This window comes from Neobacillus sp. FSL H8-0543 (assembly GCF_038592905.1).
Taxonomy (GTDB): domain Bacteria; phylum Bacillota; class Bacilli; order Bacillales; family Cytobacillaceae; genus Neobacillus.
On sequence record NZ_CP151943.1, the window covers coordinates 5064772 to 5088791 of the forward strand.

Consider the following 24020-nt stretch of genomic DNA (forward strand, 5'->3'; position numbering starts at 1 on the left):
GAAAAAGGTGGAGATGAGTGTGACAGAACGACGAATTGTAATCGCCGGCACGGGAAGCGGTGTCGGAAAGACAACCCTTACCATCGGATTAATGTCTGCCTTAAAAAAGTCGGGACTCACCGTCCAAGGATTTAAATGCGGACCTGACTATATCGATCCTTCCTACCATACAGCGGTAACCAATCGAGCTTCTCGTAATTTAGATAGCTGGATGCTCACACATGACAGAGTTTTGGATATTTTCACTCATGGAAGTCATGGTGCTGATATTTCAATAATCGAAGGAGTGATGGGCTTTTTTGATGGAAAAAATCCAGAAACAAATGAGGGAAGTACGGCTGAGATAAGTATGCTCACCAAAAGCCCCGTTTTGCTGGTGGTTAATTGTGAAAGTATGGCTCGAAGTGCAGCTGCTATTGTTAAGGGTTTTCAACTGTTTGCAGAAGGACCCAATATTGTCGGGGTCATTGCAAATAAAGTAGGGAGCGAAGGTCACTTTCAACTCGTAAAAAAGGCGATTGAACAGGAATGCCACGTTCCTGTTATCGGTTATTTGAAGAGGGAGCTAGAGATTGAGATCCCAGAAAGACATCTTGGTCTTATTCCTTCGATTGAAAGAGGAGAATTGGATCCGTTTTTTGATCAATTAGGTGAATTGGTCCGTGAGACAATAAATATAGATAAACTCCTTGAGTTAGCAACGGCTGAACCATTACTGGTGAACAATGAATCTTCAATTTTTCATACAAAGAAAGAAACTGTCGTCAAAATTGCCGTTGCAAAGGACCAAGCCTTTAATTTCTATTATCCTGAGAATCTAGAAATACTAGAAGCAAACGGTGCTGAAATCGTTTATTTTTCGCCACTGGAGGATGAAGAGTTACCTGAAGATGTAGATGGCCTTTATCTAGGCGGAGGCTTTCCGGAAGAATTCGCCCAGGTTCTGGAAGGGAATGTAATAGTAAAGCGTTCAGTGAAGAGGTTGATTGAAAGTGGAATTCCTACACTTGCAGAATGTGGAGGGTTCATGTACTTAACGGAGTCGATTGAAACGACGAAAGAGAAAAAGTACAAAATGGTCGGTGTCATTCCTGGGAGCGTCCGCATGCAGTCCCATTTAGCAGCTTTAGGGTACAGAGAGATTACTAGTCAAAATGACAATTTTCTTCTCAACAGCCTAACCGCAAGAGGGCATGAATTTCATTACTCCTCCTTTCAGGCTGCTAATGAGGATGTCCCGTATGCCTATGAAACGAAAGGGATGCGAGGAGTTAGTAAAGAAGGCTATATAATTAACAATGTAGTTGCCGGGTATACTCATTTTCACTTTGGTTCATGTCCTGAAATGGTCGAGAATTGGATTGAAAAATGCGTAGAGTATAAATCAACGAGGGGGTTAACAAGATGAGTCAACAGGTCTATTCCGTTCCAAAAGTAAATAAGGAAATCGGGAAACAAGTCTCTGACTATATCAATACATTAACAAAACCAGTAGGAAGTCTAGGAAGATTAGAGGAAATCGCGATTGAATTGGCTGAAATGAAAAATGAAGCCTTCCCAAGTATAGACCCTCCAGGTGTCCTTGTTTTTGCTGCTGATCATGGCATCACGGAAGAGGGGGTCTCCTCCTATCCGCAAGCCGTGACAGAGCAGATGGTACGTAACTTTTTAAGTGGCGGGGCAGGGATAAATGTTTTTAGTAGACAGATAGGTGCCTTCCTCAACATCATAGACATTGGGGTTGCCCAAGTTATTGAACATCCTAGTTTAATCAATCAAAAGATTCGATATGGTACGGCCAATTTTTATCGGGAGGATGCTATGACCCGTGAAGAGGCAGAAAACGCCATCGCCGTAGGCTATGAGCAAGGATTGGACATGTTAAACAAAGGTTGCCAATGTCTGATTCTAGGTGAGATGGGGATCGGAAACACGTCATCAAGTAGTGCGATCTTGGCTGTTCTTAGTAATAGCGACGTTGCTTCATTGGTTGGTAATGGAACGGGTATTTCACAAGAAACCTTGTTACATAAGGTAGATGTTATCAAGCAGTCACTTCAAGTAAGAAACCCCAATCCAGAGGACCCTATCGATATTATTAGTAAGGTTGGGGGACTGGAGATTGCCGGGATGGCAGGGGCCATGCTTGCTGCGGCAAGCTATCGAGTACCGATCCTTTTGGATGGATTTATTTGTACAATCGCAGGATTACTTGCCAAAGAGATTTCTCCGAATAGCGCTGATTATATGATTGTGACGCACCAATCCGTTGAACCAGGACATCAATTGGCGATTTCATTATTAGGCAAGAAACCAATCCTTGATTTGGGACTCAGACTAGGAGAAGGTACGGGTGCCGCGATTGCCTATCCGATTATTCAATCAGCTACATTGATGCTAAAAGAAATGGCCACATTTGATTCAGCAGGAATTTCAAATAAAAGTTAAACTACTTTCACAACTGCTTATTAAAGGACATTGTTGATTTAATAACTATGTTGATTGGAGCGCCTGGAGCGGAAATCAACAGGCAAGTTTAACAGAACTTTCACAAAACAGAGGAGGTCCATAATATGGGACAAGAAAGTGAGAAGAAAAAAGGCTTAACACTTGTGTATACAGGTCATGGAAAAGGGAAAACAACATCTGCCTTAGGATTAGCACTAAGAAGTGTAGGCAGAGGGTTTAACGTGAGGATTTTTCAGTTTATTAAATCACCTCAGCGTTCCTATGGAGAACAAATTGCATTGAAAAAACTGGGTGTTGAGATGGTCCAGCTTGGCATCGGCTTTACTTGGACTAAGACGCCAGAGGAGCATAGAGAAGCGTTAAGGATTGGCTGGCCAAAGGCAAAGGATGCTGTGATGAGCGGAGAATACGATTTAGTCATTTTAGATGAACTTAACAATGCCTTAGCGATTGACACCTTTCCCATCGACGATGTTTTGCCTTTAAAAGAAGTCCTTGAATTAATTAAAAATAAACCTCCCCATGTCCATCTCTGTATTACGGGAAGGGATGCGAAGCAGGAAATAAAAGAAATCGCGGATCTCGTTTCTGTGATTGAAGCGGAAAAGCATTACTACGATGAGGGTATACCTGCTGTAAAAGGGATCGAATTTTAAGGATGGTAGCAGTGTTGGTCTGCTAGCACCTGAGTGAAAAGTGAGGAGTTACTGTGTATGGAAAAGGCTGTGCCGCTAATGATTCAAGGTACCCATTCAGATGCTGGAAAGAGTGCGATTGTGACTGCTTTATGCCGGATATTTGTTCAGGATGGTTTTAAAACCGCTCCATTTAAATCACAAAACATGGCTTTGAATTCCTATATTACCTTGGATGGCAAAGAAATCGGTCGGGCCCAAGGAGTTCAGGCGGAGGCTGCTGGTATTATTGCGACAACCGATATGAATCCCATTTTAATAAAGCCAAGTGGAAACTACGAATCACAAATCGTTGTTCACGGGGAGCCCTTTAAAAACATGAAGGCTGGGGAATATCGAGAGGATTTTTTTCAACAAGGCTTAAAGTTAATTAGAGAATCCTATGATAAATTGTCTACTAGCTATGAGCGTATTGTCATTGAAGGAGCAGGTAGTCCTGCTGAGATTAATTTAAATGATCGTGAGCTTGTAAATATGCAAGTAGCACAAATTGCTAACGCACCGGTGATTCTAGTTGGGGATATTGAAAAAGGAGGAGTTTTTGCTAGTTTAGTTGGAACCTTACAGCTCCTAGAACCGGATGATCGACAAAGAGTCATCGGTGTCATCATTAATAAGTTCAGAGGGGATGTATCCCTATTACAGCCAGGATTAACTTGGTTTGAGGAATATACCGGGGTTCCGATTCTGGGAGTTGTCCCCTATATTGATGATCTATTTATTGAAGCAGAGGATTCCGTTGTTTTAGATAGCTATACGTCAAAAATGGATACTTCAAAGGACATAGATATTGCTGTCATCCGTCATCCAAGGATATCTAATTTTACCGATATCGATCCATTGTTCGAGGAAAAGGATTGTCATGTTCGTTTTGTTCGAAAAGCAGAAGAGGTAGGGAATCCGGATTTACTTATTTTACCTGGAAGTAAAAATACAATTGAGGATATGATGTTTTTACATAGATCAGGTTTAGCCAATCGAATCCTTGATTTAGCACAAACGGATACGATGATCGTTGGTATTTGTGGTGGCTATCAAATGTTAGGGACGAGCATCGAGGATAAGGAAAAAATTGAATCCTCCTACTTGGTGGCAGAGGGATTAGGACTGATACCAATGAAAACCCTGATGACTCAAAATAAGACAACGACCCACTCTGAAGGAATGGCTCGCTTTGGGGAGGAACAGATTCCAGTAACAGGATTTGAGATTCATATGGGTGAGTCATTTTATGAAGAAGAGTGTAGCCCTTTTATTCAGCTTTCAGATCGAAGCGAAGGAACAGTCACAGAGGACAAGCAACTAATTGGCACTTATTTTCACGGTATCTTTCATAATGATCAATTGCGAGAGGTTGTTCTTAATGAAATCAGGTCAAAAAAAAGGTTAGAACCGATTTATCATCGCGCCTCGTTTGCCCAGAAAAGGGAAGACGGCTTTGATTTATTAGCCAAAGTGGTTCGAGAAAACATTCAGTTGGAACGAATATATCAATTAATGACAGATTTCCAGCAAGGACAGAACCAATGAGTTTTTTACAGGATCCAGTATTTATCATAGTTGCTGCTATTCTAGTAGACTTGTGGATTGGAGACCCCCGACTGTTTCCACACCCTGTCATCCTAATGGGGAAACTGATTACATATTTAGAGAAAAGCTGGAATAACGGTGAAAATAGAAAAAGAAAAGGAATCGCTCTTACGATAACCGTCGTTTCCTTTGTTTTTGTTATCACCCAAGCTCTTCTCTTTCTCGTCTATCACTTGCATTGGGTTGTTGGTCTCTTGATCGAGATTTATCTAATTTCAACAACAATAGCGGCAAAAGGACTTTCGTCTGCCGCTAAAAGTGTCCTGCACCCTTTGGAAAAAGGGAATTTAGTCGAAGCCAGGAGCAAGCTAAGTATGATTGTCGGGCGTGATACGGAGAGCTTATCAGAGAGTGAAATGATAAGAGGAACAGTGGAGACGGTGGCCGAAAATACAGTCGATGGCATAACCGCACCATTATTCTGGGCAATCATTGGCGGAGCACCACTTGCGCTAGCTTACCGTGCCATTAATACATTAGATTCGATGGTGGGATATAAAAATGACAGATATATGGATTTTGGGTGGGCGTCAGCAAAACTTGACGATCTTGCTAATTGGCTACCTGCTAGAATCACTGCCTATTCGATGTGGCTTGCGGCCTTTGTCATAAAAGGATCAAAAATGAGAAATGGCTGGAAAATCACTTGGAGGGATGCTAGGAAACACCCAAGTCCAAATAGCGGATGGTCAGAGGCGATGGTAGCCGGCTTAATCGGAATCCAGTTAGGTGGAATAAATTATTATCGCGGGAAAAAGTCAGTAAGGGCAACAATGGGCGATCCATTAAGGGGGTTTTTGCTTTCTGATATCGAAAAAGCCATCGTATATATGCATGGAGGATGGATGGTATTTCTTGTTATCGGTATATGTTCCCTCCTATTGGTTAGATAGTTAAAATGAGGTGAAATGATGAAGTGGCCCAATCATGGTGGACAGTCAGAATCTATAAAACAACTTTTAGATATAAATTTAAATGAGGAATTACTCGATTTTAGTGCGAATTTAAACCCATTAGGTCCACCTTCCTGGTTAAAGGAGACATTAACGAATGTTTATGAGACCGTTACCCGTTATCCAGACCCGTCATATTCCAAAAGCAGCGCAGCAGTTGCGAATCATGAAGGGATCGAACAGGACAGCATCCTTTTAACAAATGGAGGAGCAGAGGCTATTTTCTTGGTCGCAAAATTTTTCGAAAAAGGAAAAGCCCTGATTGTTCAGCCAACTTTCGTGGAATATGAACGCGCGTGCAAGCACTACCATATCAAGGTGGAAGATGTTTTTTATGAGCAAACAAACGGATTTACCTTACCAATGCCCGTTATTCGAGAAAAGCTAAAGGAGAAGGATGTTATTTTCCTTTGTCGTCCCAATAACCCGACAGGGACGGTTATCGCTGTAAAGGATTTGCAGCTGTTGGTAACGGAAGGTAAAAAAACAGGTACATATGTAGTGGTGGATGAAGCCTTTGTCGATTTTCTGCCAGCCTCCACTCCCAGCCTATCGACATGGTTAGCTTCTTACCCAAATTTAATATTATTACGTTCGTTAACAAAAATGTATACCATCCCTGGGCTAAGAATTGGCTATCTGATGGCACATCCAACCATCATACGCGTTTTGAAAAATGAACAAATTCCATGGAGTATAAACTCGCTAGTGGATGCTGTTGTTCCAAAACTACTAGAAGATCGACACTTTGTCGAGAATACAAAAGTGTGGCTTCGTGAACAATCCGAGTACTTATTTGAGGTGTTACAAACAATGGATTTTTATCTTTCCCCGACACAGGTAAACTTTTACCTTTTACAAGATAAGAAGGAACCAAACCGAACAGAGGAGCTTTTTTATTTTTTAGTAAAACACGGAATCTTACCACGACATTCGCAAAATTTTAAAGGTCTAAAGGGGGAGTTCCTACGGTTTGCGATCAGGTCAAAGGAAGAGAATCAACGATTGGTAGCTATTCTCCAAAAGTGGAGAGAGGAATCATGATTATCTTTATATCTGGTGGTGCGCGGTCTGGTAAAAGTCATTTTTCCGAGCAAACGGCTCTTTCATTATATAACCAAGGCAACGAGGAGAATCAAAGAGGTTCTCTTTATTACATTGCTACTGCGAAAAAAAGTGATGAGGAGATGGTCGAACGCATTGAAATTCATCAGCAAGACAGAGGAAAGGTATGGAAAACGATTGAAGAGTCCTTTGATCTTGAACGGATTCTTTCAACCTGCAAAAAACAGGATGTTATTCTCATAGATTGTTTAACCATATGGTTAAGTAATGTCTTGTTTGAGTGGGAATACAGTTTAGAAAAGGCGGAAATGGCCGTCAACGGCTGGTTAAGCCTGGCACGTGAAAGGGAATTTCACTTGTTAATTGTTTCCAATGATGTGAATGAAGGGATTCCCTTTTCGGATGAAGTGGTGCTTACCTATATCTATTCTTTACAGCGCCTGCATCAAACGATTGTCGAGCAATCAGAGCTAGTAGTGGAGGTTCAGGCAGGGATTTCAACTTATTGGAAGGGGGATAGGTGATGAAGCAAATAGGCTTTGGCTTTATACTTGCTATCCAATTTCTGACACGGATCCCCATTCCCCTTCAAAGCCCTTGGAATAAAACGACAAGTAGATGGGCAATCAGAAGTTATCCGCTTGTCGGAGCGGTACTTGGCTCCATCCTCACTGCTATTGCATGGTCACTAGAATCCTATCTTCCTTTAGCTGTTATGACCTTTCTTATTCTTTCCTTATGGGTATGGTTAACAGGGGGACTCCACCTAGATGGCTGGATGGATGTCGCAGATTCAGTAGGCTCAAATGCTCCGCTTGAAAGAAAGTGGGAGATTATGAAAGATTCCCATGTAGGAAGCTTTGGAGTTATTGCCCTCCTGTTTTTACTAGCATGGAAGACGCTGATAATTTATTTTTTGTTACAATCAGTTATTCCTCTGTATTCGTTTATTTTCATTCTCGCTTTTTCCCGGTTAGGAGCGGTTGTTTTAATGATTAATCTACCTACTGCAAAGCAACAGGGCTTGGCATGGGAATGGAAGAGGAATGTAAATCAAAAGGATTGTTTGTATGCCGTTATTTCAGTATTGGTCCCATTATGCTTCTTTCGTGACCTCCTCTTTTTACTGCCAGGTTACATTTTATTTATTGGAATATTTGGAGCGTGGGTAAAACAACTATTTAAAGGATCAAATGGAGATTTAATAGGTACAGCAATTGAGGGAGGCGAATTATGGGGACTTGCGTTGACATGGATTTATTTCTCGTTCGTCATGGGATAACCGATTGGAATCAGCAGAAAAGGTATTTAGGACATACGGATCGAAGCATAATAAATAGCGAACTCGATCAGCTTGAAAAGCTTCAAAAAGAGTTGACGGCACAACGTTTTGACCATGCCTTTACAAGTGATTTACGTCGTTGTCAGGAAACCTTAGCATATTTAAACATTCCCGCACCCATTTCTGTCGATGCTAGATTACGAGAATTAAACTTTGGCGACTGGGAGGGAAAAACGTACAACGAGTTAAAAGACGAGAAAACGTATCAGGATTGGCTTGATAATTGGGAGCACGGCTCGATACCAAATGGAGAGTCATCTGATGCATTCAAAAACAGATTGGATTCCTTTTTGCAGGACTTATTTAAACAGAGTATGGAAACCACTCCACATGGGAAAAAGCAATTTCTACTAATGACCCATGGTGGCGTTATCCGCTATCTTGTCTCGCGGTTTGTACCGTCGATGTCTTTTTGGGATCTATCCGTTTCCCATGGTCAGGGGATTCGACTCACCTTACTAAGGCAAAAGGAGGAATGGGTATGCAACTCGTTATTGGCGGTGCCTTCTCAGGAAAAAGGAAAATAGTAAAGGAAACGAATGTATTATGTAGCTGGGTATCTGCCTATCAAGGAGATCGATTAGAGGATTGGGAAACCCACTGGCTTCATGGGACAACATTAGTGATCGAGGGCTGGGAAAAATGGATTGCGGATGAGCTTACCACTAGTGAAAACAATGACGACATTCGAAGCGTATATAAAGTTCTATTTCAAACACTGCTCGAAGAGGAGCAAAGAAGAAAAAGTAAAATTGTTTTAATTATTTTAGAAATGGGGAAGGGAATTGTCCCGCTTCAAAAGAAGGATAGAAGGCTTAGAGATATTGCAGGTTGGATTGCCCAGGATGCAGCACAGCTTTCAGATCAAGTAGTCTATGTCTGGAATGGATTATCGAGGAGTCTGAAATAATTATTTATTTAGACGGCAAAATAGGGAGGTTTTATAGATGAAATTAATTTCCATTTGTCCAAGTAATACGGAATTAGTCGCTTACTTAGGTTTAACCTCTTCGCTAAAAGGTGTGGATGACTTCTCCGATTGGCCAGAGGCTATTCAGAGATTACCAAGGCTCGGTCCGGATTTGAATATTGATATGGACAAAGTTGAACAGCTGCAGCCTGACTTAGTGTTAGCCTCTCTTTCTGTACCTGGAATGGAGCGAAATATCGAAGAGCTGAAGAAGAGAAATATACCCTATATCATCGTCCCAAATCCAAAGACATTAACAGAGGTTGGAGAGAGCCTTTTGGTTGTCGGAGAAGCGACGAATACCAATGAGAGAGCAAAACTTGTATACGAGAAATACAATCAACTACTTGAAACCTACCAATCATTGTCCAAGCAAGTAGAAAAGCCGAAAACGATTTATTGGGAATGGTGGGCAAAACCAATTTTTACACCAGGTGCTACCAATTGGTTAACAGAAATTAGTGAGCTTGCAGGAGGGAAGAATGTTTTCCAAGATAAGGCTCAAGCCAGTGTCCAAACAGATTGGGAGGAAGTTAAAAAAAGAAATCCTGATGTTATGTGTATTATATGGGTTGGTGTACAAACGGAAAAAGTTAATCCAAAAGTCATCCTAAAACGTCCAGATTCTATGCAAATGGAGGCCATTAAAAATAATCAGTTGTATATATTAGAGGAAGAATTATTTTGTAGACCATCACCTAGACTATTACTTGGTTTAAACAAGATAGCAAGTATCCTTCACCCCGCTATCTTTCCGCCGATTATTAAAAATCATGATCCTCTACTGGGAGAAGGCGGTTAAATGGAAAGTGCAGTTCCGGTGCCAAGTCTTTTGTTTGGGTAATTACTACCAATGCATTGAACAATATAGTAGAATAAATTGTGGGAATTGGGGTTATCCTCAGTAAACAAAAGTTATAGCACACCGGGGTAAGTGCCCCGATTTTTCAGGAGGTATGATGGGAAATATGTTAGTAAGCAAAAAAGCATTTCAATTCATTTTTGTAGCTTTATTAGCAGTATTGATGTTGGCTGGCTGTGGCACAGACGCAGAAAAGGAACAGTCAACGGACAAAAAATCAGGGAATTCGGATGAAAAGCCAGCTGTGAATTCAGATTACCCGTCGAAGGTTGAAGAAAATCCAACCGTCACGATTACAATGGATAATGATGAAGAAATCAAAATCGAATTATATCCTGAGATTGCACCCAATACTGTTGCTAACTTTGTATCGTTAATTGAAAAAGGTTTTTATGATGGGTTAATTTTCCACCGAGTGATTCCTGAGTTTATGATTCAAGGTGGTGACCCAGCAGGAAACGGAACGGGTGGACCAGATTATTCTATTCCAGGTGAATTTTCAGCCAATGGGTTTGATAATACCTTAAAACACGAGCGTGGAGTTCTCTCCATGGCACGATCCCAAGATCCGAATTCTGCTGGCTCCCAATTTTTTATCATGCACAAAGACTCAACGCATCTTGATGGAGAATATGCTGCTTTTGGTAAAGTAGTTGAGGGATTGGAAGTCGTTGATGCTATCGTTGCTACTGAACGTGGTGCTCAAGATTTGCCAGTCGAAGAACAGAAGATGAAAACCGTAAAAGTGGATACAAAAGGATTTGACTATCCTGAACCAGTAAAGCAATAATGAAAAAGACACCAGAAAACATCCATAAAATTGGATGATTCCTGGTGTTTTTTTGCTTTAACCTTTTCGAAACCATCTCATCAGTTTATAAGCACTTTTGTCCTCAAGCTTATTAAACATAGAAATGCCAGGAGTTAAATTCGCTTCAATAATCCACACTTTTCCATAAACATCTATTCCAATATCCAATCCGAATGTACGCTGAGAGGGATAATATTTCATAAGATGGTTTGCTGTTAATAATGAAACTTGATCAATTTCCTTTATTACTAAATCAGCATTTAGAAGTTTTATCCTAGAACTATCGAGGGCTTCGATTACAGGCAAGACGGCCTGTGCAGTATTCGTAGTAAAATAACCTCTTGCTGCCACCTTGGCAAGCTTTCCAGTTATCTTCCATTCATTCGATTTTCTTTTTCGCTGTACCATCACTCGGATATCAAAAGGGGAATTATTAATACTAGCTAACACTATCTTTTGTTGCACGATATATTTTTTTTGCCGTGAAATTGTTTCCCTTAAAAAATCGTAGGCTTTCTGCTTACCTTCAAGAATGATTTTCTTGTTGCCTATGTGGGTGGAATATTTTTCACTCCCTAAGGTAGAAACCAGTATAACTCCCTTTCCGTGAAAGCCACGGCTCGGTTTAAGGATTACTTCTCCATACTTATCTAGTAACTCATGAAAAGTACTTTTCCTTAGTAAGCGGGTTTCAGGCAGATTAGTAGCTAACTCGTTCTCTTTTAGCAGAAATTTATGTTTTGTCCATTTTCCTACAAAAGCACCCATACACTACTACTCCTCACTAGTTTCGGCATAATATTCATCATATGTGTGAACAAAAAAATCTCTTATAGCAATAGTTTGAGAGTTAGATAATCCTTAAAAAAAATCCGTTTCGCTAGTGGGTACTCTTATAAAGAATATTTAAGTCTGGAAAATTATCAGTTTGTTATTCTTATAATACCGTTTCAGACGCAATCATGGCTGCTTCAGCATTGATTCTTCCAAATTGATATAATACTCCTGAACCAGGCACTTCATCTGTAGATGATTCTATTGCTTGTCTTATTATTTGATTACTTAATAACGGAAATGTGGCTCTTATCAAAGCGGCAAGACCTGCTACAAATGGAGAAGCCATTGATGTTCCATTTAACGGACCAAAATTCATGCACCCAATAGAATTTGTATGATTCGGACATGTAGAGTAGATGCCAACACCTGGAGCAGCAACATCAACTCCATCTCCGAAATTTGAAAAGGAGGCTTTTTGGTCGTCCTCATCCGTTGCAGCGACACTTATCACATTTACATAAGCGGCAGGAAACTCTGGTACGTTCGTATTATCATTGCCTGCTGAAGCAACGATTACTACTCCATTATTCCATGCGAAGTTTACTGCGTCTTCTAGCATTATCGACCCATCTGCTCCACCAAGGCTCATATTGATGACATGTGCTCCCGCATTTGTTGCATCAACAATTCCAGCTGCAATCCAACTAAATAATCCAAAACCATCATCACCTAATACTTTCAAATTCCAGAGGTTTCCTGAATTAAAGCTTGTCCCAGCACCATTTACAAGATTATTTGTAATGGCTCCAGCAATCCCAGCTACATGAGTACCATGACCAAAAAGATCATCAACCGTTGGTGAAGTGGTGAAATTGACATTTCTAGCAATTCTCGCAACTAAGTCTGGATGATCTTGGTCAATTCCTGTATCAAGAATTGCTATATTGATATTTGCTGGTGTAATTACTGCCCTGCACCATGCCTCAGGTGCATTTATTTTTTCAAGACCCCATTGTAAATCGAAACTAGGATCATTAGGAATAATTCTACAAAGACCTGTTGCGTGAGCAATTCGATCTATTTCAACATAGCGAATTTTTGCGTTGGTTGCATATTGGGCTAAATATTGATCAACATTTTCCAATGGTACACTTACAACATGGGCATTTAATTCTTTAATTTCTTGGACTAAAGTTGCTCCCATATTATAGTGGATTTCTTCACGTTCTTCCTTATTTACATTTGGGTAAAACCCGACGATTAAACGTTGTGTAGTTATTGCCAAAACTACATCTCCTTTATAAGATTATTTTTTAAAGGAAGGGGATGAAAGAATTGAGTCTTCAGATACCTAGAAGCACCGATTGGAAAAAGCTGTCCATTCATTAAATAATTTAGAAATTGGTTCATTTGTCAAATCCCTCCTTCCTGTCCCTATTTATAAAATTCAAACTGTAATACTTTCGTGTGGACAAACCATATAAATAGGTAAATTTTACTACCCTGAATTTGAACAGAAATAAATACAAAAAAGTGACAGGCACCGTTGGTGCCTATCACTTTTATAGGTTTGAAATTAACTTTCATGTTTGACATTCACATGGGAGATTTGTTGATCAAATGCTTTCTTTTTTCCATGCAAGAAATAATATAAAACGATACAAACCAGCACGATTATTCCCAGTATGATATACATATTCCGGTATCCGGTGATTGGAAGGAGATAACCAAGTAAAAAGGGACCAATCCCCATGCCTCCTTCTACACAGATAAAAAAGGTGGAAGTTGCAAGTCCGACACGATGTGAAGGTGAATTTTTTATGACAATGGCTTGGGCAGCCGATTGTAAGTTTCCATACCCAAGTCCGATGAATGCTCCGGCTAATAATAATGTAATTCCGTTCCCAGCTTGACTGATAATAAATAATCCCGCCGAAAAGAAGAGAATGGCTGGAAACATAACGATGTTGTCGCCTTTTAAGTCCAGTATTACACCTGTAAATGGTCTGGAAATCAGTACAAAGAAAGAGTAGACAATGAAAAAGAAGCTTGCAGCAGACATTAATTGAATTTCGATTGAATAGGGAGCAAGAAAGGAAAGGATGCTTGAATACGAGAAACCAAAGATACCAGTTAATAAAGATATAGGCAATGCTTTTTTCTCAAAGAAATCTTTTATGTGAAAGCCGCGCAAATCCTTAAGTTGTTCTTTTGTTAGCTTCACTTCAGGAATGGAAACAAATAGGGATAGAATCACACTAATGGCTGAAAAAACCGAACAAACAATAAAAATCGTACTCATATTTGAATATTGAGTGATGAAAACACCGAGAAAGGGGCCAATGGCTGTGGCAAGGATAAAACTTAAGGAATAATAACTGATTCCTTCTCCCCTTCGCGAAATAGGGATAAGGTTCATAACGGAAGTTTGTAATACGGTTAAGGTAATCCCTAAGACGGCGCCATGAAAAAATCGTACAATAATTAAAATATTCAAGTTGGATGCAGGAAAGTAAAGGAGGTTTGCGACAAAGGATAAAATGATGCCAATGTATAGTAGCTTTTTTCGTCCAACGATTTCAAGATACTTCCCGGTAAAGACACGTGCAAGTATACTGCCGATTATCAAAATACTAGCAGAAAGTCCTGCTTTGCTCTGGGATGCGTTGAACTCTTCAATCGCATATACAACTAACGTTGACATGGTTAGGAAAAATATCAGACCAAGAAGGAAAGAGGCAAACGATATTATAATAAAATCTTTTGTCCACAATCGTGGTCTAGAAGTATGCATGTTAACTACCCCAATACGCTTTATTTATCAAAATGTTATGAAAATTATAATTATATAAATCCTAACATAAATTCTCCAATATAGAAACCAATCCATACTCGATTGGATATGTGACTCAAATGAATACACCAGATCAAAAGATATTAGTTAATTAATGTTCTATCGAAACGCCAGATTCCTCGAGGGTATCTGGCGTTTTGAGGTGTTGTTGCTATTGGGATGAACGACAAAACCAAGTTCCGTATTTGTTGAAAAGTCGTTCATAAGGTCGATGAACGGTAAAACGTGCTCAGCCAGCAATAGAAAAGTCATTCATAAGAGTGATGAACGACAAACCCCGGTAAGTCGGCAGTTGGAAAGTCGGTCATAAGCCGGATGAACGACAAAACGTGTTTAGCCAGCAATAGAAATGTCGTTCACTATTAAGTCCACCACATATCCCCAACAGATTCTTTCACCATAACAGGCATAAGCGTTTGAATAGCTTTGGTAAATCCTTCATCAATCGACATTAATCCGTCTTCATGCTCGATGCTGACTACATAATCATAGCCATAAAGGCGGAGGGTGCTAATGATATCCGCCCAAACCTTTGAGTCGTGTCCAAACCCAACTGTCCGGAAATACCAAGCTCGATTTTTCATATCATTGTACGGGGTCATATCTGTTAACCCGTTTCGATTCATATTTGGTTGATCGATGATGGAGTCCTTCGCATGGAAATGGTGGATCGCATTTTCACGACCTAAAATTTTGATTGCTTCAACTGGATCAATACCTTGCCACCATAAATGGCTCGGGTCAAGGTTTGCACCAATTGCTTCCCCGCAGGCTTTTCTTAGGCGCAGTAACGTGCCTGGTGTATGTACGGAAAATCCGCCATGCAATTCAAGTCCAATTTTCACATTATGTTTTTCAGCAAATTTTGCTTTTTCCTTCCAATAAGGAATGATTTTTTCTTCCCACTGCCATTTCAAAATCTCTTGGTAATCATTGGGCCATGTGGCTATTGGCCAGTTCGGGTATTTAGCATTTTCATGGTCACCTGGGCAACCAGAAAAGGTATTTACTACCGGAATTCCAAGTTTATTAGCTAGTTTTACCGTTTTTTTGAAACATTCATCCGCATCCTCAGAAATCTGCCTTTGAGGATGAAGAGGGTTTGAATGGCAGCTTAATGCACTAACAGTCAAACCTCTGCTAGTAATCTTATTCAAAAAATCTACCTGTTTATTTTCATCCTCTAATAATTCATCTATCTTACAATGGGCATCTCCAGGATAACCGCCCGTACCCAATTCAACCGCTTCGATGCCTTTTGAGGCTACATGATCTAACATCCCATCTAGTGTTTTTTCTGAAAATAAAACCGTAAATACCCCTAACTTCATAAGAATACCTCCCTAAAACATTATGTAATCCATTACATTATATGTTAACGAATAAAAACTCAGAATAAATAAACAAAGTTCGTAATATATTGGTTTTGTGGTGAATGGTACGAAAGAATTACTCAAACATTCTTGTAATCGATTACAATTTTTTTTAATAAACATACCTGAAAGTAGGAAGTAACATGGCAAATATTCAACAGGTGGCACAAAAGGCGGGTGTTTCAGTTGCTACGGTTTCAAGGGTCATCAATCATGCTGAGTCAGTAGCTCCGAAAACCAGACTGAAGGTTGAAAATGCAATAAAAGTTTTGAACTATGAACCTAGTATGTTAGGTCGAAACCTTAGAAACTCTGAAAGCCGACTTCTAATCGTGTTAATTCCAAGTATATCCAATCCCTTTTACACAGAAGTTATTAATGGAATCCAAAATACGGCTATTGCAAACAATTATAATATTCTTCTTGGTGAAACAGACTCCAATCCACAGCGAGAAAATATTTATTTTAATATGATAAAAAATAAACTGGCTGATGGGGTCATTTCGATGGACCCAGCGGTAAATATGAAAAAACTAAACGATTTGGCTGAGAAACATCCAGTTATTCTATGCAGTGAATATGTAGAAGGCGGTAGTATACCTTACGTCACCATTGATAATGAACTAGCCGCGTACCATGCCGTTAAACATTTGATTAAATTAGGCAACAAAAAAATAGCGTTGATCAATTCTGACGAAAAGTTTTTATATGCCCGCCAACGGAGAAGGGGATATGAAAGGGCATTGAGAGAGTTTGACCTTCCTATCCGGGAAGAAATGATTTATCACACAAAACAATTGGATTTTCAGGATGGCGTTCAAGCAATGAGAATGCTGCTGCAATTAAATCAAAAACCATCAGCAGTTTTTGCTGTTTCCGATACTTTAGCAATCGGAGCATTAAAAGAGATAAACGCAAGTGGTTTACATGTCCCAGATGATATGGCAATCGTAGGCTTTGATAAAATTAGCTTTTCAAACATGACAAATCCAACACTAACCACGGTATCACAGCCCATGTATAAAATGGGATGTACAGCAGCAAATATGTTGATTAATCGAATAAGCGGGAACAATGTGGAAAGTATTTTATTGGATCATGAATTAGTCATTCGTGAGTCAACAATGGGGTAGTATCCTGAAAATGTTAAAAGGAGGTATGTTCAATGGGAATAAAGGTAGGAATTATCGGGTGTGGTTCAATCACGAAATTCCGCCATGCACCAGAGTATAAGGCAAATCCGAATGTAGATGAAATCGTTTTTTTTGACCGGAATGCAGAAAGAGCTGAGGCACTTGCAAAGGAATTTGGCGGCCGTGCGGTGAAGACCGTGGAAGAACTATATAACGATCCTAGGATTGTGGCGATCAGCGATTGTTCATCAAATGAAGCCCATCATATAAATACCTCTAATGCCTTGTTACACGGGAAGCATGTTTTATGTGAAAAGCCTTTAGCAATCAATGTAAAATATGCCGAGGAAATTCTTGTAGCCCAAGCCAAATCAGGAAAGAAATTGATGGTTGGCCATAACCAGCGATTCTCAAAAGCTCACCAAAAAGCAAAGGAACTGATTGATAAAAAAGAATTAGGCGAGGTGCTAACCTTCAAAACTTCTTTTGGACACCAAGGACCTGAAAGTTGGGGAGTAAACAAATCGAATACGACTTGGTTTTTTAAAAAGGAACGCTCTCACTCTGGTGTTGCTGGTGATTTGGGGATTCATAAAATTGATCTCATTCATTATTTATTGGACGATGAAATTACAGATGTGCATGCTTACACTGGTGCATTGGATAAAGTGGATGAAAATGGACATCCAATTGAGGTTTGCGACAATGTTGTTTGTGCATTAAAGACAAAAAAAGGCCGATTAGGAACAGCATCATTTTCGTGGACCTATTACGGTTCAGAAGATAATTCAACGACCATTTATTGTCAAAAAGGGGTGATTAAAATCTACCATCATCCTAAATATCAGCTCATTATCGAAAGGAATGATGGAGAAGTTACCAACTATCAACTAGAGCCAATCCAAACGAATGATAATCAAACAAATAGTGGCGTAATAGATTCATTTATCTCATCCATTATTAATGATGAAGAACCAATGGTCACGGGCCAGCAAGCCCTTCTAACTCTTAGGGTAATAGAGAAAATACTCGCTGGTTCCTAAAGGATAGGGAAAAGTCCCCTTTGCGTTCTATCAGCTATTAAGCTCTGAAAATATTTTTAATGGTCGCCCTGAATATAACTTTAGTAGTCTAAATATAATGAACTATCCATGAGTATATTTTCGTGCTTTTCATTTCTAATTATTTGTAACGGATTACATATTTGACGGGAGGTTTGGTATGTTACAACAGCTAACGATCAATTCGAATACGTACCATGGTTTTTCTTTAGAGGATGCAGTAAAAGGAGCAAGTAAAGCTGGATTCAAGCAGATTGAATTAGCCGCTGTCAAGGACCATACTGCACATGTTTTACCAGATATGTCGCCAGAACAGCTTAATGAAATAAAGACATTGCTTCGGGAGTACGGGATGAAATGTGTCGGGATTGGTGCACACAGTAATGTGATGAACGAGGAAGGAATTACTAATCTATTGAAAAGTATTGATTTGGCTATGGAATTTGATTGTAGGTTTGTTATTACCGCAACTGGTGATGCCCATAACGATACAGATGTGATTGAAGATGAAGCCATATTAGCAAGGAACTTAGAACCGATCATCGAAAAATGTGAGAAGTTAAATAAGGTACTTGTCCTTGAAACACACGGAAATAACTATGCAACAGGTTCATCTTTAAAAAAACTGGCGCAATCACTAAATAATCGAGTCAAAATAAATTATGACACAGCTAATGTAATTTTCCACGGTAATACATTACCTTATGAGGATTTAGAAGCATCTGTTGATTGCGTTGAATTTATCCACTTGAAGGATAAGGCGGGTGCCTATAATGAATGGAATTTTCCCGCAATCGGTGATGGAAATCTCGATTTTCCCAGACTATTTGAAACGCTTAAGAAAGCAGATTACAAGGGCCCAATTAGTGTAGAGATTGAGTTTACATCAGCAGGACCAGCAAATCTTGAAGAAGTAAACAATAGTGTAGTAAAGTCTTACAACTATCTTTCAACAATAATTGGTTCATAGCGGTTGAATGGAGGATATATGCAGAATATTGGTCTAGTAGGTTTAGGGTTTATCGGTCTGACGCATTTAGAGGCGTATCATCCTATTAAAAATGGCCAGGTCATTGCTATATGTACGAGAAGGGAAGAGAAAGATCGAGAAATAACAAGCCAATACAATGGCTCCTTTGTGACGGAATATGATGATCTATTAAGGAATGATGAAATAGACATCATTGATATCTGCTTACCTACCTTTTTACATGAAGAATATATTATCAAGGCAGCAAACGCCGGAAAACATATCATTTGTGAAAAACCATTATCTTTAACGGTGGAATCAGCCCATCGAATCATTCAGGCCGTGAATAAAAATAAAGTGAAGTTATTTGTTGGGAATGTCCTTAGATTTTGGCCGGAATATGAGGTAATAAAAGCCTATAGTTTAACGGATAAATTAAAAGATATTGAAATCGTTCATGCCAAACGATTAGGTCAGCCACCCACATGGAGCAGTTGGTTTCAAGACCCGGAAAAAAGTGGTGGCGCGTTATATGATCTCCACAATCATGATATTGATTTCGTCTATTATTTACTCGGTGAGGTTGATTCTGTTTATGCTGTTGGAAACAAAAACAGGTACGGCGCTTGGGATCATGTGATGACAACACTTTCATTTAAAAATAATAGTAAGGCCTTCGTAGAAGCTTCGCAAAGAATGCCGATGGGGTATCCTTTTACTTTCGCCTTTAGGGCACAAACGGCCAAAAGTGCGCTTGAATTAACGGTTGCTGCTGGTGAAAATATTGAGAATATAGAAGAAAGCAATAATCAGTTTATCTATTATGCTAATCAGAAAAAGTCTTCGATTGAAATGGATAAAGGGAATGCCTTTCAAAATGAACTCTCCTATTTTGTGAATTGCATCGAAAATAACACAGATAACCTCGTGATTCCGTTAGATGACGTAGTATATACCCTTAAGTTATTAAAAGCGATCGAGAATTCCTTAGAAACTGGAAAACAAATTCGAGTTTAGAATATTGTTCAGAGAAATAGGGACGTAAAAATAAAAGCGTTTGTTACGTAATTTGGCTACGGTTTTAATTTTAATCTTTAATAGATTACTAGTTATATAAAAAGGGGGTCATTTTTAATGAAAAAGGCTTTTAAACTGTTTTTGTTTCTCGTATTGATTATGGTACCAATACTTAGCGCGTGTGGTGCAGAGACAACTGGTGATTCTGATTCAGACAAAGGAAATGATAAGGATAAGGTTAAGAAAAAAATCGGTATTCTTGCACCGGCTGTTACACATGGCTGGGTTGCGGCAGTTGCCTACCATGCAGAAGCTCGTGCCAAAGAACTATCGAATGAGATTGATTACCAGATTCAAACAAGTACGAATGCTTCAGAAATGACGGCGCAATTAGATGATTTGATGACCTGGGGAGCAGATGCCATTGTAGCCTTTCCACAATGGGAAGGAATGGAAGTGCCAATTAAAAGAGCATTGGATGAAGGTATCGAGGTAATAAACTTTGATATCGCTATCAACGCGGAGGGTGTTTACCGTGTATCTGGAGACAACGAGGACATGGGGATTCAAGGAGCCAACTATATTGTAGACAAAATCGGTAAAGAAGGGAATGTAGTGATCCTTGAGGTACCTACTGCTGGTTCCGTTTCAGAATTAAGAAAGAAAGGCTTTGTTGAGACAATAGAAAAAATTGCACCTAATATGAAGTTTCAGACTTATGCCACACAGTTTACACGTGAAGATGGCTTGAAGGACTTTGCAGATATCTTAACAAGTAATGCACAAATTGATGCCGTATACTCCATGGACGACGAAACTTCCATCGGTGTATTACAAGCAATAAAAGAAGCTGGCAGAACAGATATTAAGGTAGTCACTGGCGGTGGTGGTATGCAGGAATATTTTAATATGATGCCAGAAAATCAGGATATCTGGATTCAATCTGCTCTATATAGCCCAGCTATGGTTAAAGACGCAGTTGACGTAGCACTTAAAGTATTAAAAGGGGAAAAAGTTGAAGAAGTAACCATCATACCGACAACAGTAGTAGACAGAGACAACTATAAAGAATTCATAGACGCTAACTCACCGTATTAGGTTATATATTTTATAAAATAGAGGCTTTGTTTATAATGTCATAATTGATTTAATAACAATGTTGATTGGAGCGGAAGGGGCGAAGGACTCCTCGAAAATGCTATCGCATTTCCTTCGTGCGGTGCAAAATCACGGAAGATTATACAATGTCCTGCGGGAGTAAGGGGCTGGGGAGACCCCACAGACGCTTAAGCGCCGAGGAGGCTCCCCGGCACGCCCGCGGAAAGCGAAGCCCCTGGAGCGGAAATCAACATACTTGTTTAATTGTGACAAATAAAAAAATAACAATAAAAGAGGGGGTATGGCACAGCTATAGCCTCTCTTTCAATCAAAACTGTGGAAGTGATTACATGATAATCGAAATGAAAAATATCAGAAAGTCATTCGGAAGTAATGATGTTCTCAAAGACGTATCATTTATGATTAAAGGCGGAGAAATTTGTGCATTACTTGGTGAAAATGGTGCTGGTAAATCAACACTAATGAACATCCTCGGCGGAGTTCAGCCAACAGACTCAGGTTCGATCAACATAGATGGGAAGCAAGTGGTTTTCCACGCCCCCTCACAATCACAGGAAGCGGGAATTGCCTTCATCCATCAGGAACTGAATTTAATTAATGATCTACCAATTTATGAAAATATGTTTTTAGGAAGAGAGCTTAAAACGAAAAGAGGGAGCCTCGATCTAGAAAGAATGCATCAAGAAACCATAAAGATGTTTAAGCAAATGGACGTAGATCTAAATCCAAAAACAATGGTCCGCGACCTTGATTCCTCCTATAAACAGATCGTTGAAATCTGTCGCGCGATGATGACGAATGCTTCCATCATCATTATGGATGAGCCTACTACCTCCTTAACAGACCAGGAAACGGAACGCGTATTTAAAATGATGAAAACGTTGAAAGACCACAACGTGGGAATTATTTTTATCTCTCACAAATTAAATGAAGTTATGCAATTTTGCACTCGATACGTCGTGCTTCGAGATGGGAACCTAGTGGCACAAGGAAATGTCAGCGAAGTAACGAGTAAGGACCTCGCCCGTTTTATGGTCGGCTATGACGTAAGAACAGATCCGTTACTTAGGGAGAAAAAACTAGGTAAAGAGATTTTACGCGTAGAGGGATTTACATACTATCATGTGTTTCGGGATATTAGCTTCTCAATTAAGTCGGGAGAAATCGTTGGAGTTACGGGGCTTCTAGGTGATGGTCGAAGTGAGCTCTTTCAATCCATTTTCGGAGCTGAGAAGGTTTCATCTGGAAAAATATTCTTGAATGGAAAAGTAGTATCGATAAAAAGTACGACTCAGGCAATAAATGAAGGAATTGCGTACCTTCCCCGTAATCGGAAGGAAAATGCCATCATCAAGGATATGAATATCATGGAAAATGCTTCGATTGTTACCTGGCCGAAATTTTCTAAGAAAGGGATTATTAATAAGCAAAAGCACGAGGAGACCTTTAGGGAACAAAGCAAAGTATTAAAATTAAAGATGGGGAAGCTTACCGACAGCATCACTAGTCTTTCCGGTGGAAACCAACAGAAGGTTGTTTTAGCCAAATGGTTAGCTACTAGTCCTAAACTGCTCATCTTAGACAACCCTACCCAAGGTGTCGATGTCGGTGCGAAGGAAGATATCTATGATATCATTTTGAAGCTTGCAGATGAAAACATTGCCGTGGTTGTCCTATCTAGTGAAGCACAGGAAATTATCCGTGTATGTGACAGGGCGCTGGTTATGTATCATGGTGTCATTCAAGGCGAAGTTGCTTTAGAGGCAATGAATGAGCATACGATCATGAGCCTTGCAACGGGAGGGCAACTATCGTAAGTAAGGGAGAGAAAACCAATTATGGATAAGGCCACTTTGAAAAATAATAGAAGCTTTTTTGATTGGTTCAAATATAAATGGTCAAACGAACCTCTGTTTAGTACGGCGATTGCACTTATCATTATGATTATTTTACAAACATTGGTTTTGGGATTTGATTATGATTCAATTGGCAGCTGGTTTCAATCCTGGACAAACAACTGGTTTAACATTCTAAGGAATAACGCGGGTACTGGAATTGTTGCTTTGGGCATGACTTTTGTCATTATGACAGGAGGTATTGATTTAGCTGTTGGTTCCACATTGGTTGCTACAGGTGCTTTCTCGATGCTCCTTCTCGACACGGGTACCAAAGGACTCTTAGGCATGTGGGGATTGACAGGAATACCTGCCTTTATTGTCACGATTATATTCGTGATGCTGCTTGGTTATCTGCTAGGGTCATTAATAGGCGTCACCGTTACCAAAGGTAAGGTACCGCCATTTATTGCTACATTAGGTGCAATGATGATTTTTAGAAGTGTGACACAGCATTTTACACAGGGCTATAACACGACTGTTCCGATGGAGTTTTTACAGATTGCTAGTTTTAAAATAGGAAATTTTATGATTATGCCAATTATTTATTGGGCTGTCATTGCCTATATTCTTTACTATGTATCCAAGCGAACGACCTTTGGACGTCAGATTATTGCTGTTGGATCGAATGAAAGGGCTGCGAAACTTTCTGGTGTTAATGTCGACAAAGTCAAGCTTCGTGTGTACGCACTGATGGGACTCCTTGTCTCGATTGCAGCGATTATTCAAGTTTCTCGTATTGGTTCGATGGACTTTTCTAATGCTGGTAGAGGAATGGAAATGGATGCAATTGCTGCAGCAGCGGTTGGCGGAACCAGCATGATGGGCGGGAGAGGTTTTATCCTTGGTACCGTCTATGGAATGTTAATCATCGCCGTCATGAACAATCTATTGAACCTATTCGGTGTTCCACCATTTTTAAGGGAAGCATTTAAAGGGGTTATTGTCATTGCAGCTGTGCTTTTGCAAAAAAAGGAGAAAACTTCTTAATGGTGAAAGTCACCCGAGGATTTTCCGGTTACATTTTATCACTTGTATTTAAATCGACGAAGGTGCCATTCCAA

The 24020-nt window shown here is 39.7% G+C and carries 23 protein-coding genes; 19 read left to right on the forward strand and 4 right to left on the reverse strand.

The features are described 5' to 3' along the window. The first annotated feature begins 19 nt into the window (after positions 1-19). The 12 genes from NSS81_RS25030 (at position 20) to NSS81_RS25085 (ending at position 10736) form a co-directional block, all read left to right on the forward strand. Positions 20-1408, forward strand: a complete 1389-nt coding sequence (locus NSS81_RS25030; RefSeq protein ID WP_342431312.1) for a cobyrinate a,c-diamide synthase — start codon at positions 20-22, stop codon at positions 1406-1408. Next, a complete protein-coding gene (cobT, locus tag NSS81_RS25035) occupies positions 1405-2448 on the forward strand; it encodes a nicotinate-nucleotide--dimethylbenzimidazole phosphoribosyltransferase (protein ID WP_342431313.1) in 1044 nt (347 codons plus the stop codon). Before NSS81_RS25030 ends, cobT begins: the two co-directional genes overlap by 4 nt. 125 nt (positions 2449-2573) lie before the next feature. Beyond that, positions 2574-3125 carry a cob(I)yrinic acid a,c-diamide adenosyltransferase gene (locus NSS81_RS25040; RefSeq protein ID WP_342431314.1) on the forward strand — a complete coding sequence of 184 codons (552 nt, stop codon included), beginning with the start codon at positions 2574-2576 and terminating at the stop codon, positions 3123-3125. Between the two features lie 57 nt (positions 3126-3182). Further along, positions 3183-4694 carry a cobyric acid synthase gene (locus tag NSS81_RS25045; RefSeq protein WP_342431315.1) on the forward strand — a complete coding sequence of 504 codons (1512 nt, stop codon included), beginning with the start codon at positions 3183-3185 and terminating at the stop codon, positions 4692-4694. Continuing rightward, positions 4691-5647, forward strand: a complete 957-nt coding sequence (cbiB, locus tag NSS81_RS25050) for an adenosylcobinamide-phosphate synthase CbiB (protein ID WP_342431316.1) — start codon at positions 4691-4693, stop codon at positions 5645-5647. The genes NSS81_RS25045 and cbiB overlap by 4 nt, the downstream gene beginning before the upstream one ends. 15 nt (positions 5648-5662) lie before the next feature. Beyond that, on the forward strand, positions 5663-6751 hold the full coding sequence (gene cobD / locus NSS81_RS25055) for a threonine-phosphate decarboxylase CobD (protein ID WP_342431317.1): 1089 nt from the start codon (positions 5663-5665) through the stop codon (positions 6749-6751). After that, a complete protein-coding gene (locus NSS81_RS25060) occupies positions 6748-7296 on the forward strand; it encodes a bifunctional adenosylcobinamide kinase/adenosylcobinamide-phosphate guanylyltransferase (RefSeq protein ID WP_342431318.1) in 549 nt (182 codons plus the stop codon). Before cobD ends, NSS81_RS25060 begins: the two co-directional genes overlap by 4 nt. Further along, complete coding sequence (gene cobS, locus NSS81_RS25065; RefSeq protein WP_342431319.1) at positions 7296-8054, forward strand: adenosylcobinamide-GDP ribazoletransferase; 759 nt, start codon at positions 7296-7298, stop codon at positions 8052-8054. The genes NSS81_RS25060 and cobS overlap by 1 nt, the downstream gene beginning before the upstream one ends. Continuing rightward, a complete protein-coding gene (locus tag NSS81_RS25070) occupies positions 8006-8641 on the forward strand; it encodes a histidine phosphatase family protein (RefSeq protein WP_342431320.1) in 636 nt (211 codons plus the stop codon). Before cobS ends, NSS81_RS25070 begins: the two co-directional genes overlap by 49 nt. Further along, the gene (locus tag NSS81_RS25075; protein ID WP_342431321.1) at positions 8596-9024 is read left to right on the forward strand and encodes a bifunctional adenosylcobinamide kinase/adenosylcobinamide-phosphate guanylyltransferase; all 429 of its coding nucleotides are present in this window, start codon (positions 8596-8598) and stop codon (positions 9022-9024) included. Before NSS81_RS25070 ends, NSS81_RS25075 begins: the two co-directional genes overlap by 46 nt. 37 nt (positions 9025-9061) lie before the next feature. After that, positions 9062-9886, forward strand: coding sequence for a cobalamin-binding protein (locus NSS81_RS25080; RefSeq protein ID WP_342431322.1), 825 nt, complete (start codon positions 9062-9064; stop codon positions 9884-9886). Between the two features lie 166 nt (positions 9887-10052). Continuing rightward, positions 10053-10736 carry a peptidylprolyl isomerase gene (locus tag NSS81_RS25085; protein ID WP_342431323.1) on the forward strand — a complete coding sequence of 228 codons (684 nt, stop codon included), beginning with the start codon at positions 10053-10055 and terminating at the stop codon, positions 10734-10736. Positions 10737-10793: 57 nt separating this feature from the next. Here NSS81_RS25085 and NSS81_RS25090 read toward each other — a convergent pair whose 3' ends face one another. The 4 genes from NSS81_RS25090 to NSS81_RS25105 form a co-directional block, all read right to left on the reverse strand. Further along, positions 10794-11525 carry a YheC/YheD family protein gene (locus tag NSS81_RS25090; protein WP_342431324.1) on the reverse strand — a complete coding sequence of 244 codons (732 nt, stop codon included), beginning with the start codon at positions 11523-11525 and terminating at the stop codon, positions 10794-10796. 169 nt (positions 11526-11694) lie between these two features. After that, complete coding sequence (locus NSS81_RS25095) at positions 11695-12819, reverse strand: S8 family serine peptidase (RefSeq protein WP_342431325.1); 1125 nt, start codon at positions 12817-12819, stop codon at positions 11695-11697. 291 nt (positions 12820-13110) lie between these two features. Continuing rightward, the gene (locus NSS81_RS25100; protein WP_342431326.1) at positions 13111-14328 is read right to left on the reverse strand and encodes an MFS transporter; all 1218 of its coding nucleotides are present in this window, start codon (positions 14326-14328) and stop codon (positions 13111-13113) included. A gap of 422 nt (positions 14329-14750) precedes the next feature. Further along, positions 14751-15719, reverse strand: coding sequence for a sugar phosphate isomerase/epimerase (locus NSS81_RS25105; RefSeq protein WP_342431327.1), 969 nt, complete (start codon positions 15717-15719; stop codon positions 14751-14753). Positions 15720-15904: 185 nt separating this feature from the next. Between NSS81_RS25105 and NSS81_RS25110 the strand changes: the two genes are divergently transcribed. From NSS81_RS25110 to NSS81_RS25140, 7 genes are all read left to right on the forward strand, one after another. Beyond that, positions 15905-16894, forward strand: coding sequence for a LacI family DNA-binding transcriptional regulator (locus NSS81_RS25110; protein WP_342431328.1), 990 nt, complete (start codon positions 15905-15907; stop codon positions 16892-16894). Positions 16895-16926: 32 nt separating this feature from the next. Then, the gene (locus NSS81_RS25115) at positions 16927-17937 is read left to right on the forward strand and encodes a Gfo/Idh/MocA family oxidoreductase (RefSeq protein WP_342431329.1); all 1011 of its coding nucleotides are present in this window, start codon (positions 16927-16929) and stop codon (positions 17935-17937) included. A gap of 178 nt (positions 17938-18115) precedes the next feature. Beyond that, a complete protein-coding gene (locus NSS81_RS25120; protein WP_342431330.1) occupies positions 18116-18925 on the forward strand; it encodes a sugar phosphate isomerase/epimerase family protein in 810 nt (269 codons plus the stop codon). 18 nt (positions 18926-18943) lie between these two features. After that, entirely contained in the window at positions 18944-19942 is a 999-nt protein-coding gene (locus tag NSS81_RS25125; protein ID WP_342431331.1) for a Gfo/Idh/MocA family oxidoreductase, read from the forward strand. Positions 19943-20059: 117 nt separating this feature from the next. Then, on the forward strand, positions 20060-21040 hold the full coding sequence (locus NSS81_RS25130; protein ID WP_342431332.1) for an ABC transporter substrate-binding protein: 981 nt from the start codon (positions 20060-20062) through the stop codon (positions 21038-21040). A gap of 362 nt (positions 21041-21402) precedes the next feature. Further along, complete coding sequence (locus NSS81_RS25135; RefSeq protein WP_342431333.1) at positions 21403-22878, forward strand: sugar ABC transporter ATP-binding protein; 1476 nt, start codon at positions 21403-21405, stop codon at positions 22876-22878. 21 nt (positions 22879-22899) lie between these two features. Next, the gene (locus NSS81_RS25140; RefSeq protein ID WP_342431334.1) at positions 22900-23946 is read left to right on the forward strand and encodes an ABC transporter permease; all 1047 of its coding nucleotides are present in this window, start codon (positions 22900-22902) and stop codon (positions 23944-23946) included. The last annotated feature ends 74 nt before the right edge of the window (positions 23947-24020 follow it).